Origin of the sequence: Streptomyces sp. AHA2, assembly GCF_036857595.1 — a bacterium.
Taxonomy (GTDB): domain Bacteria; phylum Actinomycetota; class Actinomycetes; order Streptomycetales; family Streptomycetaceae; genus Streptomyces.
In genome coordinates, this window is the sequence record NZ_JAUQWJ010000009.1 from 75,189 (window position 1) to 89,080 (window position 13,892).

13 protein-coding genes are annotated in these 13,892 nt (G+C 72.7%); 6 read left to right on the top strand and 7 right to left on the bottom strand.

The genetic code is table 11. From position 1 onward, the window contains the following. Window positions 1-61 precede the first annotated feature (61 nt). Complete coding sequence (locus Q5694_RS19795) at window positions 62-1,033, bottom strand: aldo/keto reductase (protein ID WP_333934502.1); 972 nt, start codon at window positions 1,031-1,033, stop codon at window positions 62-64. Between the two features lie 133 nt (window positions 1,034-1,166). Next, a complete protein-coding gene (argH, locus tag Q5694_RS19800; protein ID WP_333934503.1) occupies window positions 1,167-2,603 on the bottom strand; it encodes an argininosuccinate lyase in 1,437 nt (478 codons plus the stop codon). A 342-nt stretch (window positions 2,604-2,945) separates the two neighbouring features. Here argH and Q5694_RS19805 point away from each other — a divergent pair, with 342 nt between their 5' ends. From Q5694_RS19805 to Q5694_RS19830, 6 genes are all read left to right on the top strand, one after another. Continuing rightward, entirely contained in the window at window positions 2,946-3,824 is an 879-nt protein-coding gene (locus Q5694_RS19805; RefSeq protein ID WP_333934504.1) for a hypothetical protein, read from the top strand. 138 nt (window positions 3,825-3,962) lie between these two features. Continuing rightward, window positions 3,963-4,550 carry a pyridoxamine 5'-phosphate oxidase family protein gene (locus tag Q5694_RS19810; protein WP_333934505.1) on the top strand — a complete coding sequence of 196 codons (588 nt, stop codon included), beginning with the start codon at window positions 3,963-3,965 and terminating at the stop codon, window positions 4,548-4,550. Between the two features lie 3 nt (window positions 4,551-4,553). After that, window positions 4,554-5,252, top strand: a complete 699-nt coding sequence (locus tag Q5694_RS19815) for a L,D-transpeptidase family protein (RefSeq protein WP_333934506.1) — start codon at window positions 4,554-4,556, stop codon at window positions 5,250-5,252. A 126-nt stretch (window positions 5,253-5,378) separates the two neighbouring features. Further along, complete coding sequence (locus Q5694_RS19820; RefSeq protein ID WP_333934507.1) at window positions 5,379-6,761, top strand: ferredoxin reductase family protein; 1,383 nt, start codon at window positions 5,379-5,381, stop codon at window positions 6,759-6,761. 40 nt (window positions 6,762-6,801) lie between these two features. Beyond that, the gene (locus Q5694_RS19825; RefSeq protein WP_333934508.1) at window positions 6,802-7,872 is read left to right on the top strand and encodes an FMN-binding protein; all 1,071 of its coding nucleotides are present in this window, start codon (window positions 6,802-6,804) and stop codon (window positions 7,870-7,872) included. After that, window positions 7,865-8,668 carry an FAD:protein FMN transferase gene (locus Q5694_RS19830; RefSeq protein ID WP_333934509.1) on the top strand — a complete coding sequence of 268 codons (804 nt, stop codon included), beginning with the start codon at window positions 7,865-7,867 and terminating at the stop codon, window positions 8,666-8,668. The genes Q5694_RS19825 and Q5694_RS19830 overlap by 8 nt, the downstream gene beginning before the upstream one ends. Before the next feature lie 95 nt (window positions 8,669-8,763). Here Q5694_RS19830 and Q5694_RS19835 read toward each other — a convergent pair whose 3' ends face one another. Genes Q5694_RS19835 through argC form a run of 5 tightly spaced genes read right to left on the bottom strand, consistent with a single transcriptional unit; the run spans window position 8,764 to window position 13,597 of the window. After that, entirely contained in the window at window positions 8,764-9,309 is a 546-nt protein-coding gene (locus tag Q5694_RS19835; RefSeq protein ID WP_333934510.1) for an arginine repressor, read from the bottom strand. A gap of 7 nt (window positions 9,310-9,316) precedes the next feature. Further along, window positions 9,317-10,516 carry an acetylornithine transaminase gene (locus tag Q5694_RS19840; RefSeq protein ID WP_333934511.1) on the bottom strand — a complete coding sequence of 400 codons (1,200 nt, stop codon included), beginning with the start codon at window positions 10,514-10,516 and terminating at the stop codon, window positions 9,317-9,319. Continuing rightward, entirely contained in the window at window positions 10,513-11,424 is a 912-nt protein-coding gene (gene argB / locus Q5694_RS19845; RefSeq protein ID WP_333934512.1) for an acetylglutamate kinase, read from the bottom strand. Before argB ends, Q5694_RS19840 begins: the two co-directional genes overlap by 4 nt. Next, on the bottom strand, window positions 11,421-12,572 hold the full coding sequence (gene argJ / locus Q5694_RS19850; protein WP_333934513.1) for a bifunctional glutamate N-acetyltransferase/amino-acid acetyltransferase ArgJ: 1,152 nt from the start codon (window positions 12,570-12,572) through the stop codon (window positions 11,421-11,423). The genes argB and argJ overlap by 4 nt, the downstream gene beginning before the upstream one ends. Continuing rightward, window positions 12,569-13,597: an N-acetyl-gamma-glutamyl-phosphate reductase gene (argC, locus tag Q5694_RS19855; protein ID WP_333934514.1), complete on the bottom strand. Its 1,029-nt coding sequence runs from the start codon at window positions 13,595-13,597 to the stop codon at window positions 12,569-12,571. Before argC ends, argJ begins: the two co-directional genes overlap by 4 nt. Between the last annotated feature and the right edge of the window lie 295 nt (window positions 13,598-13,892).

The window sequence follows — 13,892 nt, forward strand, 5'->3', positions numbered from 1 at the left end:
AATGTCTCACGCTGGGCGTACGTGACCCAGGCCGGAGGAATCCGTCGGCCGAAAGGAGTGATCAGTGCCAGGGCAGCCGCCCGCGCCGCTCCCAGTACACCCGCGGTTCCTCGGCCAGTGAGGCGAGGCGGTCCAGCTGGTCGTCGTCGAGGTCGACGGCCGCCGCGTGCAGGTTCGAGGCGAGCTGGGCGGTGGTGGCCGCGCCGGACAGCACGACTCCGGCCCAGGGCTGCCGCAGGATCAGCGCCAGCGCGACCGCGTCGCAGCCCAGCCCGGTCCGGCCGGCGATCTCCTTGAGGACGTCCGGCGCCTGTGCGCCCGCGAGGCGGCCGTTGGCCATGCCCTCCTTGACGATCACGGTGAGTCCGGCGGCGTGCGCCTCGGCGAGGGCGGGACCGGCGGAGGTCTCCAGCGCGTTGTAGGTGGACTGCACGGTACGGAACAGGGGCTCGCCGTCGACCGTCACCGCGAGGGCGGCCCGGACGGCGTCGGCCTGGGCGGGCCCGCTGGTGGAGAACCCGACGGTGAGGCCCTGGGCGGCGGCCTCGGCGAGCCTGGCGTGCAGTTCCTTGTCGGTGAGGGCCGGGCTGTCCGGGGTCACCGAGTGGATCTGGTAGAGGTCGAGCCGGTCGCCGAGCAGGGCGTCGCTCTCGGCGCGCTGCCGTTCGTAGGTGGCGAGGGTGTGGTCCTTGACCTCGTGCGTCTCGGCGTCGGTGGACCAGCCGGCGGTGTAGGTGTAGCCCCACTTGCTGCCGATGACGACGTCGTCGACGCCGGGCCGGGCCTGGAGCCAGCCGGCCAGGAACTCCTCGGAGCGGCCGTAGGAGCGGGCGGCGTCGAAGTAGCGGACGCCTTGGGCATAGGCGGCGTCGAGCAGTTCGTGCGTACGGGCGCGGAGCGCTTCGATGCTGCGGTCCTCGCCGAGGTCCTCGTCCCGGCCGAGATTGATGTAGCCGGGGCGCCCGACGGCGGCGAGGCCGAGGCCGATGTGGCAGGTGGGGGTCGTCGCTGTGGCCAGGCGGGCGAAGGGCATCGCGGGGCTCCGTTCGGTCGGCTGCGGCTTTCGACCAACGTAACTCCCGCGATGACCTTCGCTCGTGAGCTCGGGCTCCCTGTGCTGCGGCGACTGCGGGCCGGGTGCGGCTGCTCGCGCAGTTCCCCGGGTCCTACCGGGCGCTGGCCTTGGCCCGGGCCCACTCGTGCTGGGCCGCCACGTCCCGCTTCACCTCGGCCAGCTGGACCGCCACCGCGCTCGGGGCCGTACCGCCCCTGCCGTCGCGGGAGGCCAGGGCGCCCGGGACGTTGAGGACCGTGCGGACCTCCGGGGTGAGGTGGGCGGAGATCTTCGCGAACTGCTCGTCCGTCAGCTCGTCCAGCTCCTTGCCCTCCGCTTCGGCGGCCTTGACGCACTCGCCCGCCACCTCGTGGGCCACCCGGAACGGGACGCCCTGCTTGACCAGCCACTCGGCGATGTCGGTGGCCAGGGAGAAGCCCGCCGGGGCCAGCTCCTCCATGCGCTCGCGGTGGACCGTGAGGGTGGCCATCATGCCGGTGAAGGCGGGCAGGAGGACCTCCAGCTGGTCGATGGAGTCGAAGACGGGCTCCTTGTCCTCCTGCAGGTCGCGGTTGTAGGCGAGCGGGAGGGCCTTGAGCGTGGCCAGCAGACCCGTCAGGTTGCCGATCAGACGGCCGGACTTGCCGCGCGCCAGCTCCGCGATGTCCGGGTTCTTCTTCTGCGGCATGATCGACGAGCCCGTGGAGAAGGCGTCGTGCAGGGTCACGAAGGAGAACTCCTTCGTGTTCCAGATGATGACCTCCTCGGCGATCCGGGAGAGGTTGACCCCGATCATCGCCGTGATGAAGGCGAACTCGGCCACGAAGTCCCGCGAGGCCGTCCCGTCGATGGAGTTGCCGGCGGAGCCGTGCTCGAACCCGAGGTCCTTCGCCACCGCTTCGGGGTCCAGCCCCAGGGAGGAACCGGCCAGGGCGCCCGAGCCGTACGGCGACACGGCCGTACGGGCGTCCCACTGGCGCAGCCGCTCCGCGTCCCGGGAGAGGGACTGCACGTGCGCGAGGACGTGGTGGGCGAACAGGACCGGCTGGGCGTGCTGGAGGTGGGTGCGGCCGGGCATCGCCACGTCGGGGTGCGCCTCGGCCAGGCCGATCAGCGCGTCCTGCAGTTCGGCGATCAGCCCGGCGATGACGCGGGCGTGGTCGCGCAGGTACATGCGGAAGAGGGTGGCGACCTGGTCGTTGCGGGAGCGGCCGGCGCGCAGCTTGCCGCCGAGGTCCGCGCCGAGGCGCTCCAGCAGGCCGCGCTCCAGAGCGGTGTGCACGTCCTCGTCAGCGATCGTGCCGACGAACGCGCCCGACGCGACGTCCGCCTCCAGCCGGTCGAGACCGGCGAGCATGCGCTGCAGCTCGTCCTCGGTCAGCAGGCCCGCCTGGTGCAGGACGCGGGCGTGGGCGCGCGAGCCGGCGATGTCGTAGGGCGCGAGCCGCCAGTCGAAGTGGACGGACGCGGACAGCTTCGCCAGGGCCTCGGCGGGCCCGTCGGCGAAACGGCCGCCCCAGAGCCGGACATCACCGCTGTTGCTGCTCACCTGCTGCGCTCCTCAATGGGTGTCGATGTGCCGCCGCCCCCCGGTTCCGGGGAGGCGGGTCAGCACGCTACTGCGTGCACGAGGTCCCGCCGGTCTCCGCGAGCCGGGGCGGGTGCGCCGCGGATCACGATCCGTATGCATGAGTATGCAGTGCACTGCATGATTCGTCAATCTGCTCCGGAGCGTGCCCGGTGGTCCCGCTCAGGAGCGGGACCACCGGGCACGACTGCCGGAAAATCCGGCGCTCCTTTGAACGCGGGAAACCGCTTACCCGTACCTCTCGCCGGACGCAGGCGCCGCGTCTCCCACACCGACGACACCGACCCCTAGTGAGGCACCCCCATGTCCAGGGCCCTTCCGAAGTACAACAAGCGTCGCGTCGCGTTCATCGGCTCAGCCGCCGCGGTGGCGCTGTCCGGCACGGTGATCGCCGGCTTCGCCCTCGCCGGGGAGACGCCCAGGGGCGACGGGAGCACCGCCCGGACGCTGGCCGGTCCGGGCACGATCACCTGCCCGGACGTGCGCTCGAAGCTCCCCGCCGTGCCCGCCTCCGCCAGGGCAGAGGTCGACCGCAACCTCGCCCTGCTCGACACCCAGCTCCGCGAAGCCGGCACCCGCCTGGCGAACACCGCCGGACAGGGCGGACCGAACTTCGTCCAGAACGCCATCCTCGGCCCCCTGAAGGACAAGCGCGTCGCCACCGTCAACCGCATCGCCACGGCCATCGGCCGCACCGCCGCCAGGCCCCAGGGCCTCGACACCCTGGCCGCCTGCACCCTGAACGGTGCGGGCACCGACGCGGGCAACGGTCGGGCGGGCCGGCCGCAGGCGGGCGGCGGCACACAGAACGCGGGCAACGCCGGCAACGGGGGCAACGCGAACAACGGCGGGAACGGAGGGAACGGCGGCAATGCCGCGAACGGTGGCGCCGGGACCATCACCTGCCCGGACGTGCGCTCGAAGCTCCCCGCCGTGCCCGCCTCCGCCAGGGCAGAGGTCGACCGCAACCTCGCCCTCCTCGACACCCAGCTCCGCGAAGCCGGCACCCGCCTGGCGAACACCGCCGGACAGGGCGGACCGAACTTCGTCCAGAACGCCATCCTCGGCCCCCTGAAGGACAAGCGCGTCGCCACCGTCAACCGCATCGCCACCGCCATCGGCCGCACCGCCGCCAGGCCCCAGGGCCTCGACACCCTGGCCGCCTGCACCCTCACCAAGTGAGGTGACAGGCGCCGTGGCCGCCCCGTGGGAGCGCCGGCCGGGGCGGCCACGGTCGGGGGATCGGCGGGATCCGGCAGAGGTGACCCGATCCCGCAGTTCCTTAGACAGCCGAAACAACCACGCCCATAATGGCTGGACATGGGAAAGACACACGAGCGCATAGACGGCCGGCTCCGCTCGTTCATCGAGGCGCAGCCGGTCTTCTTCACCGCCACCGCTCCCCTGTCCGCCGACGGCACGGTCAACCTCTCCCCCAAGGGCCTCAAGGGCTCGTTCGCGGTGCTGGACGAGCACACCGTGGCCTACCTCGACTTCGCCGGCTCCAACGCCGAGACCATCGCCCATCTGCGGGAGAACGGGCGGATCACCCTGATGTGGTGCGCCTTCCAGGGCCCGCCGAACATCGTCCGGGTGCACGGCCGGGGCGAGCCCGTCTTCCGCGACGACGCCCGTTTCGGGGAACTGCTCGCCCACTTCGCGGACATCGACCCCTCGCGGCACGGGCTGCGGGCGATCATCGTCGTCACCGCCGAACTCGTCCGCGACACCTGCGGCTACGCCGTGCCCTTCATGGCGTACGAGGAGGACCGGGACCTGCACGGCAAGCGGTTCGCCCGTGAGGACGACGCCTCGCTCGACGCCTACTTCACCAAGAAGGAGCACATCGCCACGAGCCTGGACGGACTTCCCGGGCTGCCGCTGCCGCTGCCGCCCTCTACGGTCTGAGGCATGCGCCCCGGTGCCGTCGCCCTCGCCGTCTCCTCCCTCCTCGCCCTGGGCGCCGGGCCGCCCGCCCCCGCTCCGCTGCCGGCCCGGATGGCGGACACCGGCGGCGGCACCCAGCTGATCACCGCCGTGGCCCGGGGCACGGCCTCGACGACGGGCACCGTCACCTGGTGGGACCGCACCGCCGGCGGGCGCTGGGTGCGGGCCGGCTCCGCACCCGCGCGCTTCGGGGCGAACGGCCTCACGGAAGGCGCCTCGCGCAAGCAGGGCACGAACACCACCCCGACCGGGCTGTACGGACTGCCGTACGCGTTCGGCATCGAGGCGGCCCCGCGCGGGACGGGGTACCCCTACCGGCGGGTGCGCCAGGACTCCTGGTGGTGCCAGGACAACGGCTCCCGCTCCTACAACCGCTGGACCGAGCCCCGCCCGGCCGACTGCCGGGCCGCCGAGTCCGAACACCTCGTCACCTACCGCACGCAGTACGCGCACGCGCTCGTCGTCGGCTTCAACTACGACCGTCCCGTGCGGGGCCGCGGGGCGGGCATCTTCCTGCACGTCCACGGGCGCGGGGCGACGGCCGGCTGCGTGTCCGTGCCGAAGGACGCGATGCGCCGGATCCTGCTGTGGGCCGACCCGGCGCGGCGGCCGCACATCGCCGTGGGGACGGTGAGCGGGCCGACGGCGGTCTCCCGCCTGTGACGATCCTGCGGCCGAGCGGGCGTTACCCGCGGTCACAGAGGTGGGCACCCGGCTCCGGGCGCGGCTGAACACTCCCGTGTCCTCGCACGTATCTGTGGGCCAAGGGCCGAGTCCCACGGAGGAACCGTGACCACCACGCTCGCAGGCGGACGTGCCGCCCGCCGCCAGACGATGCGCCGCATCCGCCCGCGCCGCTCCCCGGCCGTCCCGCTGCTGATCGCCCTGTGGGCGGGTGCGGCGGCCGTGCTGTGGCTGTGGTGGGACAACACGCCGTCCCTCGCCGACACCACGAGCAAGATCCTCGCCGCGGGCCGCATCACCGGCCTGCTCGCCGGCTACCTCATGGCGCTGGTGGTGCTCCAGATGGCCCGGGTGCCCGCACTGGAGCGCCGGGTGGGGACGGACCGGGTCGCGCGCTGGCACGCCATGACCGGCCGCTACACGCTCTGCCTGGTCCTCGCCCACGTCTTCCTCATCATGTGGGGCTACGCCCTGCAGGCGGGCAGGGGACTCGGCGACGTCGTCCGGCAGACGACCGACTCCATCGACCAGCTGCCCGACATGGGCAAGGCCGCCATCGGCACGGGTCTGCTGTTCCTCATCGGGATCCTCTCCATCGGCGGGGTGCGCCGGCTGATCGGCTACGACACCTGGTACCACGTGCACCTGCTGACCTACGCGGCCGTCTACCTCACGTTCTGGCACCAGATCACCACCGGCAACGAGTTCGCCGTCGAGCCCGCCGCGAAGACCTTCTGGTACGGGCTGTACGGGGCCGTGGCCGTCCTGGTCGTCTGGTACCGGATCCTCACGCCGATCCGGCTGAACCTGCGGCACCGGATGCGCGTCGAAGCGGTCATCGAGGAGACCCCGGGGATCGTGTCCGTGCTGATCGGCGGCCGCAGGCTGCACCGGATGGGCGCGGAGGCCGGGCATTTCTTCCGCTGGCGGTTCATGGCGCCGGGGATGCGGTTCAGCTCGCACCCGTACTCGCTCTCGGCGGCGCCCCGCCCGGACATGCTGCGGATCACCGTCAAGGCGATCGGCGACCACACCGAGCGGCTGCGGGACCTGACGCCCGGCACCCGGGTGTGGGCGGAGGGCCCCTACGGCGCCATGACCGCGCAGCGCCGCAGCCGCGGCAAGGTGCTGCTGGTCGCGGGCGGCGTGGGCATCACGCCGATGCGGGCCCTGTTCGAGACGCTGCCGGGGGCGTCCGGTGACATCACCCTGCTCTACCGGGCCAACAGCACCCAGGACCTGGCCCTGTGGGGGGAGCTGGCCGCGATCGCCGACGAGCGCGGCGCACGGCTGATGTACGCGGTCAACAGCCCGGACGGGGAGCGCCCCGACATCTCCGCCGAGTCCCTCCAGCGCAAGATCCCGGACATCGGCGAGCACGACGTCTTCATGTGCGGGCCGCCCGGCTTCGCGCAGTCGGTCTACGAGGCACTGCGCGGTGCGGGAGTCCCCGCCCGCCGTATCCATCACGAGTCGTTCGAGATGTGAGCGACGGGACACCAACAGCCCTTCAGGAGTTTGGGAAACCATGAGGAAGAGTCACCCGGTCCGGCGTGCCGTGCTCGCCGGCGCAGCCACCGTCTCCGGGATCGTGCTGCTGCTGTCCCTCAAGCCGGCCACCGACCCGGGTTCCGCCCGGGCGGCAGGCGGGCAGGTCCCCCCGGCCGCCGCCGGGCAGGCCCCGCAGGGCGGGGTCAACGGCGCGGTCACCGGCGACCCGGCGCAGACGCAGTACGGCGCGGTGCAGGTCCGCCTGACCATGAGCAACGGCAAGATCACACAGGCGGAGGCGGTGCAGGCGCCCAAGGGCGGGCGCAGCGACCAGATCACCGCGAGCTCGGTACCGCGCCTGAACCAGGCGGTCGTGGCCGCGCAGAGCGCCGACGTCGACTCCGTCTCCGGAGCGACCTACACCAGCGCCGGGTACAAGAAGTCCCTCCAGTCCGCCCTCGACAAGGCCGAGGCCCAGGGCGGCGCGGGGCAGGGCTCCGGGCAGGCGCGGACGGTCACCGGCGACGTCGCGCAGACCGAGTACGGGCCGGTGCAGGTCCGCATCACCGTCGTGGGCGGGAAGATCGCCAAGGCCGAGGCGGTGCAGGCACCCAAGGGCGGGCGCAGCGACCAGGTCACCTCCTCGTCCGTCCCCCGCCTCAACCAGGCGGCCGTCGCCACCGGCAGCGCCGACATCGACTCCGTCTCCGGAGCGACCTACACCAGCGCCGGGTACAAGCGGTCCCTCCAGTCCGCCCTCGACAAGGCGAAGGCGCAGGGCGGTGCGGGCGGCGGCTCGTCGCAGGCCGCGGGATCGGGGGGCGACCGGGCGCGGACGCAGGTCCTCACCGGCAGCGCCGCGCAGACCGACTACGGGCCGGTGCAGGTCCGGATCACCGTCACCGGTGGGAAGATCACCAAGGCCGAGGCGGTGCAGGCACCCAAGGGCGGGCGCAGCGACCAGATCACCTCCTCCTCCGTCCCCCGCCTCAACCAGGCGGCCGTCGCCACCGGCAGCGCCGCCATCGACTCCGTCTCCGGCGCCACGTACACCAGCGCCGGGTACAAGAAGTCCCTCCAGTCGGCGCTGGACCAGGCCGGTGGCTGACACGGTGGCGGGCTCCGCACAGGCTCCCGCCGCGGTGCGTCACGCCGAGGAGGCGATGGGGACCGTCTTCTCCTTCGACGTCCGCGGCGGGGAACCGGCCGTCGTGGGCGCGGCCCTGGACGAGGCGATCGCCGGGCTGCACCGGGTCGACGAGGTGTTCAGCACGTACCGCGAGGACAGCCAGGTCTCCCGGCTGCGGCGGGACGAGGTGACGGTCGGGGAGTGCGACCCCGAGGTCGCGGAGGTGCTCGCCCTGGCGGCCGAGGCGGAGCGGCTGAGCGACGGCTGGTTCAGTACGACGTACGAGGGCCGGCTCGATCCGACCGGCATCGTCAAGGGCTGGGCCGTCGAGCGGGCGGCGCGGCGGCTGGCCGAGGTGCCCGGGGTGTGCGGCGTGAACCTGAACGGCGGCGGGGACGTGCAGTTGCTCGGTACGCCGGGTGCGCGGCGGCCGTGGCGGGTGGGGGTCGCCGACCCGTTGCGGCCGGGAGGTCTGGCGGCGGTCGTCTCGGCCGCCGGGGCCGAGGAGCTGTCCGTGGCCACCTCGGGCACGGCGGAGCGGGGCGCGCACATCGTCGATCCGCGCACGGGCCGTTCGGCGGTCACGGACCTGGTCGCCGTGACGGTGGTGGCGCCCCGGCTGACCTGGGCGGACTGCTGGGCGACGGCGGCCTTCGCGATGGGCTCGCGCGAGGGTCTGGCCTGGCTGGAGTCCCTGCGGGACGTCGAGGCGCTGCTGATCACGGCCGGGGACGAGGTGCGGTGCACGGGGGGCTTGGCCGCGAGGCTGGGGTGAGGCGAGGCCCGGGGGCGACGCCCTGAGGATGCGGGGAACTGCGCGCCCGGCCACAGCGGACCCGCGCACACCCACTACGCGCCCCCCTGCGGCGCTCAGTGCCCGTTCTGGGCCAGCCTCAGCAGATGGTCGGCCAGGGCCTGCCCGCCCGTCGGCTCCCTGCTGATCAGCAGCAGCGTGTCGTCACCGGCGATCGTGCCCAGGATGTCGTGCAGCTCGGCCTGGTCGATGGCCGAGGCCAGGAACTGGGCGGCCCCCGGCGGGGTGCGCAGGACCACGAGGTTCGCCGAGGCCTCCGCGGAGATCAGCAGCTCCTGCGAGAGCCGCCGCATCCGCTCCTCCTTCGCCGACCCGCCCAGCGGCGCCCGCGGCGTGCGGAAACCGCCCTCGCTGGGCACCGCGTAGATCAGGTCGCCGTCGGTGTTGCGGATCTTCACCGCGTTCAGCTCGTCCAGGTCGCGGCTGAGGGTCGCCTGCGTGACGGTGAGCCCGTCGTCGGCGAGCAGCTTCGCCAGCTGGCTCTGCGAGCGGACCGGCTGCCGGTTGAGGATGTCCACGATCCGGCGGTGGCGTGCGGTGCGGGTCTGCGGCACGGCGGGCCCGTTCGCCCCCGGCTGCTCGTGGTCCTGCGCCTGGCTCATCGTCGTCTCATTCCCCGGATCGTCCGTCCCCGCTGGCTGTCTGCAGGATGCCGGGCAGTGCTCCGAGGAACGCGTCCACCTCGTCGTCGCGCAGGTTCAGCGGCGGCATCAGCCGGACGACGTCGGGGGCGGGCACGTTCACCAGGAATCCGGCCTCCTGAGCCGCCTGGCGCACCTGGGGCGCGAGCGGCTCGGTGAGCACGATACCCAGGAGCAGCCCCGAGCCCCGGACGAAGTCGATCAACCGGTGGCCCAGGCCCTCGATTCCGTCCCGCAACCGCTCGCCCTGCCGCTTGACGTTCTCCAGCAGGCCCTCGTCGTCGATGGTGTCGAGGACGGCGAGCCCGGCCGCGCAGGCCACGGGGTTGCCGCCGAAGGTCGTCCCGTGCTGGCCCGGCTGCAACAGGTCCGCGGCCCGGCCGAAGGCCACGGTCGCGCCGAGCGGCAGCCCGCCGCCGAGCTGCTTGGCGAGGGTGACGACGTCGGGCAGGACGCCCTCGTGGGCCTGGTACTCGAACCAGTGCCCGGTGCGGCCGATGCCGGTCTGCACCTCGTCCAGGACCAGGAGCGCCCCGGTCGCGGCGGTGATGGCCCGGGCGGCCTTGAGGTAGCCGGCGGGCGGGACGACGACACCCAGCTCGCCCTGGATCGGCTCCAGGACGACCAGTGCGGTCTCCTCGGTGACCGCGGCGGCCAGGGCCTGCGCGTCGCCGAACGGCACATGCGTGACGTCGCCCGGCAGCGGCAGGAACGGCTCCCGCTTGCCCTGCTGGCCGGTCAGCGCGAGGGCGCCCATGGTCCGCCCGTGGAAGGCGCCCTCGGTGGCCACGACGTGGGTCCGCCCGGTCAGCCGGCCGATCTTGAAGGCGGCCTCATTGGCCTCGGCGCCGGAGTTGCAGAAGAAGACCTTGCCGTCCCGGCCGAACAGGCGCAGCAGCCGCTCGGCGAGGGCCACGGTGGGTTCGGCCATGAAGAAGTTGGAGATGTGGCCGAGGGAGCCGATCTGCCGGCTGACCGCCTCGACGACCGCCGGGTGGGCGTGGCCGAGGGCGTTGGTGGCGATGCCGCCGACGAAGTCGAGGTACGCGCGGCCGTCGGCGTCCCACACCCGGGTGCCCTCGCCGCGCGCCAGGGGCAGCAGCGGGGTGCCGTAGTTGTTCATGAGGGCGCCCTGCCAGCGCTGGGCGTACTCCTGCCGGGCGGTCATGCGGCGTCCCCCTTCGGCTCGTCGGCCACGACCATCGTGCCGATGCCCTCGTCGGTGAAGATCTCCAGCAGGATCGAGTGCTGGACCCGGCCGTCGATGACGCGGGCGGTGGTGACGCCGCCCCGTACGGCGTGCAGGCAGCCCTCCATCTTCGGCACCATGCCGGAGGACAACTCCGGCAGCAGGCGCTCGAGTTCGGAGGCGGTGAGGCGGCTGATCACCTCGTCGCTGTGCGGCCAGTCCTCGTAGAGTCCCTCGACGTCCGTGAGGACCATGAGGGTTTCGGCGCCCAGTGCAGCAGCGAGTGCCGCAGCCGCCGTATCAGCATTGACGTTGTAGACATGTCCGTCGTCCTGGGAGCGGGCGATCGAGGAGACGACCGGGATGCGGCCGTCGGCGAGCAGGGCCTCGATGGCGCCCGTGTCGATCGCGGTGATCTCGCCGACCCGCCCGATGTCGACCAACTCGCCGTCGATCTCGGGCTGGTGTCTGGTGGCACTGATGGTGTGGGCGTCCTCGCCGGTCAGGCCGACGGCGAGCGGCCCGTGCCGGTTGAGCAGGCCGACCAGCTCGCGCTGCACCTGCCCGGCCAGCACCATGCGGACCACGTCCATGGCGTCCTCGGTGGTCACCCTCAGGCCGGCTTTGAACTCGCTGACGATGCCGTGCCGGTCGAGGGCGGCGCTGATCTGCGGTCCGCCGCCGTGCACGACGACCGGCTTGAGGCCGGCGTGGTGCAGGAAGACGACGTCCTGGGCGAAGGCGGCCTTGAGGTCCTCGTCCACCATGGCGTTGCCGCCGAACTTGATGACGACCGTCTTGCCGTTGTGCCGGACCAGCCAGGGCAGGGCCTCGATGAGGATCTGCGCCTTGGGCAGCGCGGTGTGCTTGCGCGTCGGTGTGCTCATGAGCTGTAGGCGCTGTTCTCGTGGACGTAGTCGGCGGTGAGGTCGTTGGTCCAGATGGTGGCGGTCCGGGACCCGGCGGCCAGGTCGGCGACGATGTGCACCTCGCGGTAGCGCATGTCGACCTTGTCGCGGTCCTCGCCGACACCGCCGTTCTTGCAGACCCAGACGCCGTTGATGGCGACGTTCAGCCGGTCCGGCTCGAAGGCGGCCCGCGTGGTGCCGATCGCGGAGAGCACGCGGCCCCAGTTGGGGTCCTCGCCGTGGACGGCGCACTTGAGGAGGTTGTTGCGGGCGATGGAGCGGCCGACCTCGACGGCGTCGTCCTCGGTCGCGGCGTTGATCACCTCCACCTTGATGTCCTTGCTGGCGCCCTCGGCGTCCCGGATGAGCTGCTGTCCGAGGTCGTCGCAGACCTGCCGTACGGCTTCGGCGAACTCCTCGTGGGCGGGGGTCACCTCGGCGGAGCCGGAGGCCAGGAGCAGGACGGTGTCGTTGGTGGACATGCAGCCGTCGGAGTCCACCCGGTCGAAGGTCGTGCGGGTGGCGGCCCGCAGCGCCTTGTCCAGGCCGGCGTCGTCGACGGCGGCGTCGGTGGTGAGGACGACGAGCATGGTGGCGAGGCCGGGGGCGAGCATGCCCGCGCCCTTGGCCATGCCGCCGACGGTCCAGCCGTCCCGGGTGACGACGGCCGTCTTGTGGACGGTGTCGGTGGTCTTGATGGCGATGGCGGCCTTCTCGCCGCCGTGCTCGGAGAGCTGGGCGGCGGCCGTCTCGACGCCCGGGAGCAGCTTGTCCATGGGCAGCGGCACGCCGATGAGGCCGGTGGAGCAGACGGCGACCTCGACGGCGCCCCGGCCGAGGACCTCGGCGGCCTTCTCGGCGGTGGCGTGGGTGTCCTGGAAGCCCTTGGGTCCGGTACAGGCGTTGGCGCCGCCGGAGTTGAGGACGACGGCGGAGACCTGGCCGCTCTTGAGCACCTGCTCGGACCACAGGACCGGCGCGGCCTTCACACGGTTGGAGGTGAAGACGCCGGCGGCGGCACGGCGGGGCCCGTTGTTGACCACGAGGGCCAGGTCCGGGTTGCCGTTCTCCTTGATCCCGGCGGCGATGCCCGCCGCCGTGAATCCCTTGGCTGCCGTGACGCTCACGGTGCGACTCCGATCGTGGAAAGCCCGGTGGTCTCGTCGAGACCCAGGGCGATGTTCATGCTCTGGACGGCACCGCCCGCGGTGCCCTTGGTGAGGTTGTCGATGGCGCTGATCACGATGATCCGCCCGGCGGCCTCGTCGTGTGCGACCTGCACCTGAACGGCGTTGGAACCGTGGACGGACGCCGTGGCGGGCCATTGCCCCGCGGGCAGCAGGTGCACGAACGGTTCGTCGGCGTAGGCCTTGGCGTACACGGCGCGCAGCGCTTCCTCCGTGACCCCGTCGGCGGCCTTGGCGCTGCAGGTGGCGAGGATGCCGCGGGGCATCGGCGCGAGGGTCGGGGTGAAGGAGACCGTGACCGGCTGCCCGGCGGCCGCGCTGAGGTTCTGGGTGATCTCGGGGGTGTGCCGGTGCACCCCGCCGACCCCGTAGGGGGACATGGAGCCCATGACCTCGCTGCCCAGCAGGTGCGGCTTGGGCGCCTTGCCCGCGCCGGACGTGCCGGACGCGGCGACGATCACCGCCTCGGGCCCGGCGAGCCCGGCGGCGTACGCCGGGAAGAGGGCCAGGGAGACGGCGGTCGGGTAGCAACCGGGTACCGCGATGCGCTTGGACCCCTCCAGCGCGAGGCGGGCACCCGGCAGTTCGGGGAGGCCGTAGGGCCAGGTTCCGGCGTGCGGGGAGCCGTAGAACTTCTCCCAGGCGGCTGCGTCCGTCAGCCGGAAGTCGGCGCCCATGTCGACGACCAGCACGTCGGGGCCGAGCTGCTCGGCGACGGCCGCGGACTGCCCGTGGGGCAGGGCCAGGAAGACGACGTCGTGACCGGCGAGCACCTGCGGAGCGGTCTCCTGGAGCACCCGGTCGGCCAGGGGCAGCAGGTGCGGCTGGAGCGCGCCGAGCCGCTGCCCGGCGTTGGAGTTGCCGGTCAGGGCGCCGATCTCGACCTCGGGGTGTCCCAGCAGCAGACGCAGCAGCTCCCCGCCCGCGTATCCGCTCGCCCCGGCCACTGCCGCTCGTACCGCCATGGATCCTCCTCCTTAGGGAGCATGACTATACGTATTGCCGCAGGTTTATGCAATCCATTCCGGTGATCCCCGTCGATTCCTGCCCGCACGCCCCGGTCCGTACGCTCCGGCCCTGGGCAACGTCTTCCGGACCGGCACACGCCCTGCCCTGTCCGACGGCGGTGCCCAACGGTGGCACCCGAGTCTTCGGCGAGGTGCTGACGCTCGCCGTCGCCCGGTGCGTGCGGCATCGGCCGCCGACGGTGCGCCGCACCGGGAGGGCTGCGTCCGGTGCCACCGGAGGGCACCGGCATGC

Coding starts and splice junctions, on each gene's coding strand:
- Q5694_RS19805 (WP_333934504.1), top strand. CDS start 2,946: ATGTCCAGGGCCCTTCCGAAGTACAACAAGCGTCGCGTCGCGTTCATC.
- Q5694_RS19815 (WP_333934506.1), top strand. CDS start 4,554: ATGCGCCCCGGTGCCGTCGCCCTCGCCGTCTCCTCCCTCCTCGCCCTG.
- argB (WP_333934512.1), bottom strand. CDS start 11,424: ATGAGCACACCGACGCGCAAGCACACCGCGCTGCCCAAGGCGCAGATC.
- Q5694_RS19835 (WP_333934510.1), bottom strand. CDS start 9,309: ATGAGCCAGGCGCAGGACCACGAGCAGCCGGGGGCGAACGGGCCCGCC.
- Q5694_RS19825 (WP_333934508.1), top strand. CDS start 6,802: ATGAGGAAGAGTCACCCGGTCCGGCGTGCCGTGCTCGCCGGCGCAGCC.
- Q5694_RS19840 (WP_333934511.1), bottom strand. CDS start 10,516: ATGACCGCCCGGCAGGAGTACGCCCAGCGCTGGCAGGGCGCCCTCATG.
- argC (WP_333934514.1), bottom strand. CDS start 13,597: ATGGCGGTACGAGCGGCAGTGGCCGGGGCGAGCGGATACGCGGGCGGG.
- Q5694_RS19795 (WP_333934502.1), bottom strand. CDS start 1,033: ATGCCCTTCGCCCGCCTGGCCACAGCGACGACCCCCACCTGCCACATC.
- Q5694_RS19810 (WP_333934505.1), top strand. CDS start 3,963: ATGGGAAAGACACACGAGCGCATAGACGGCCGGCTCCGCTCGTTCATC.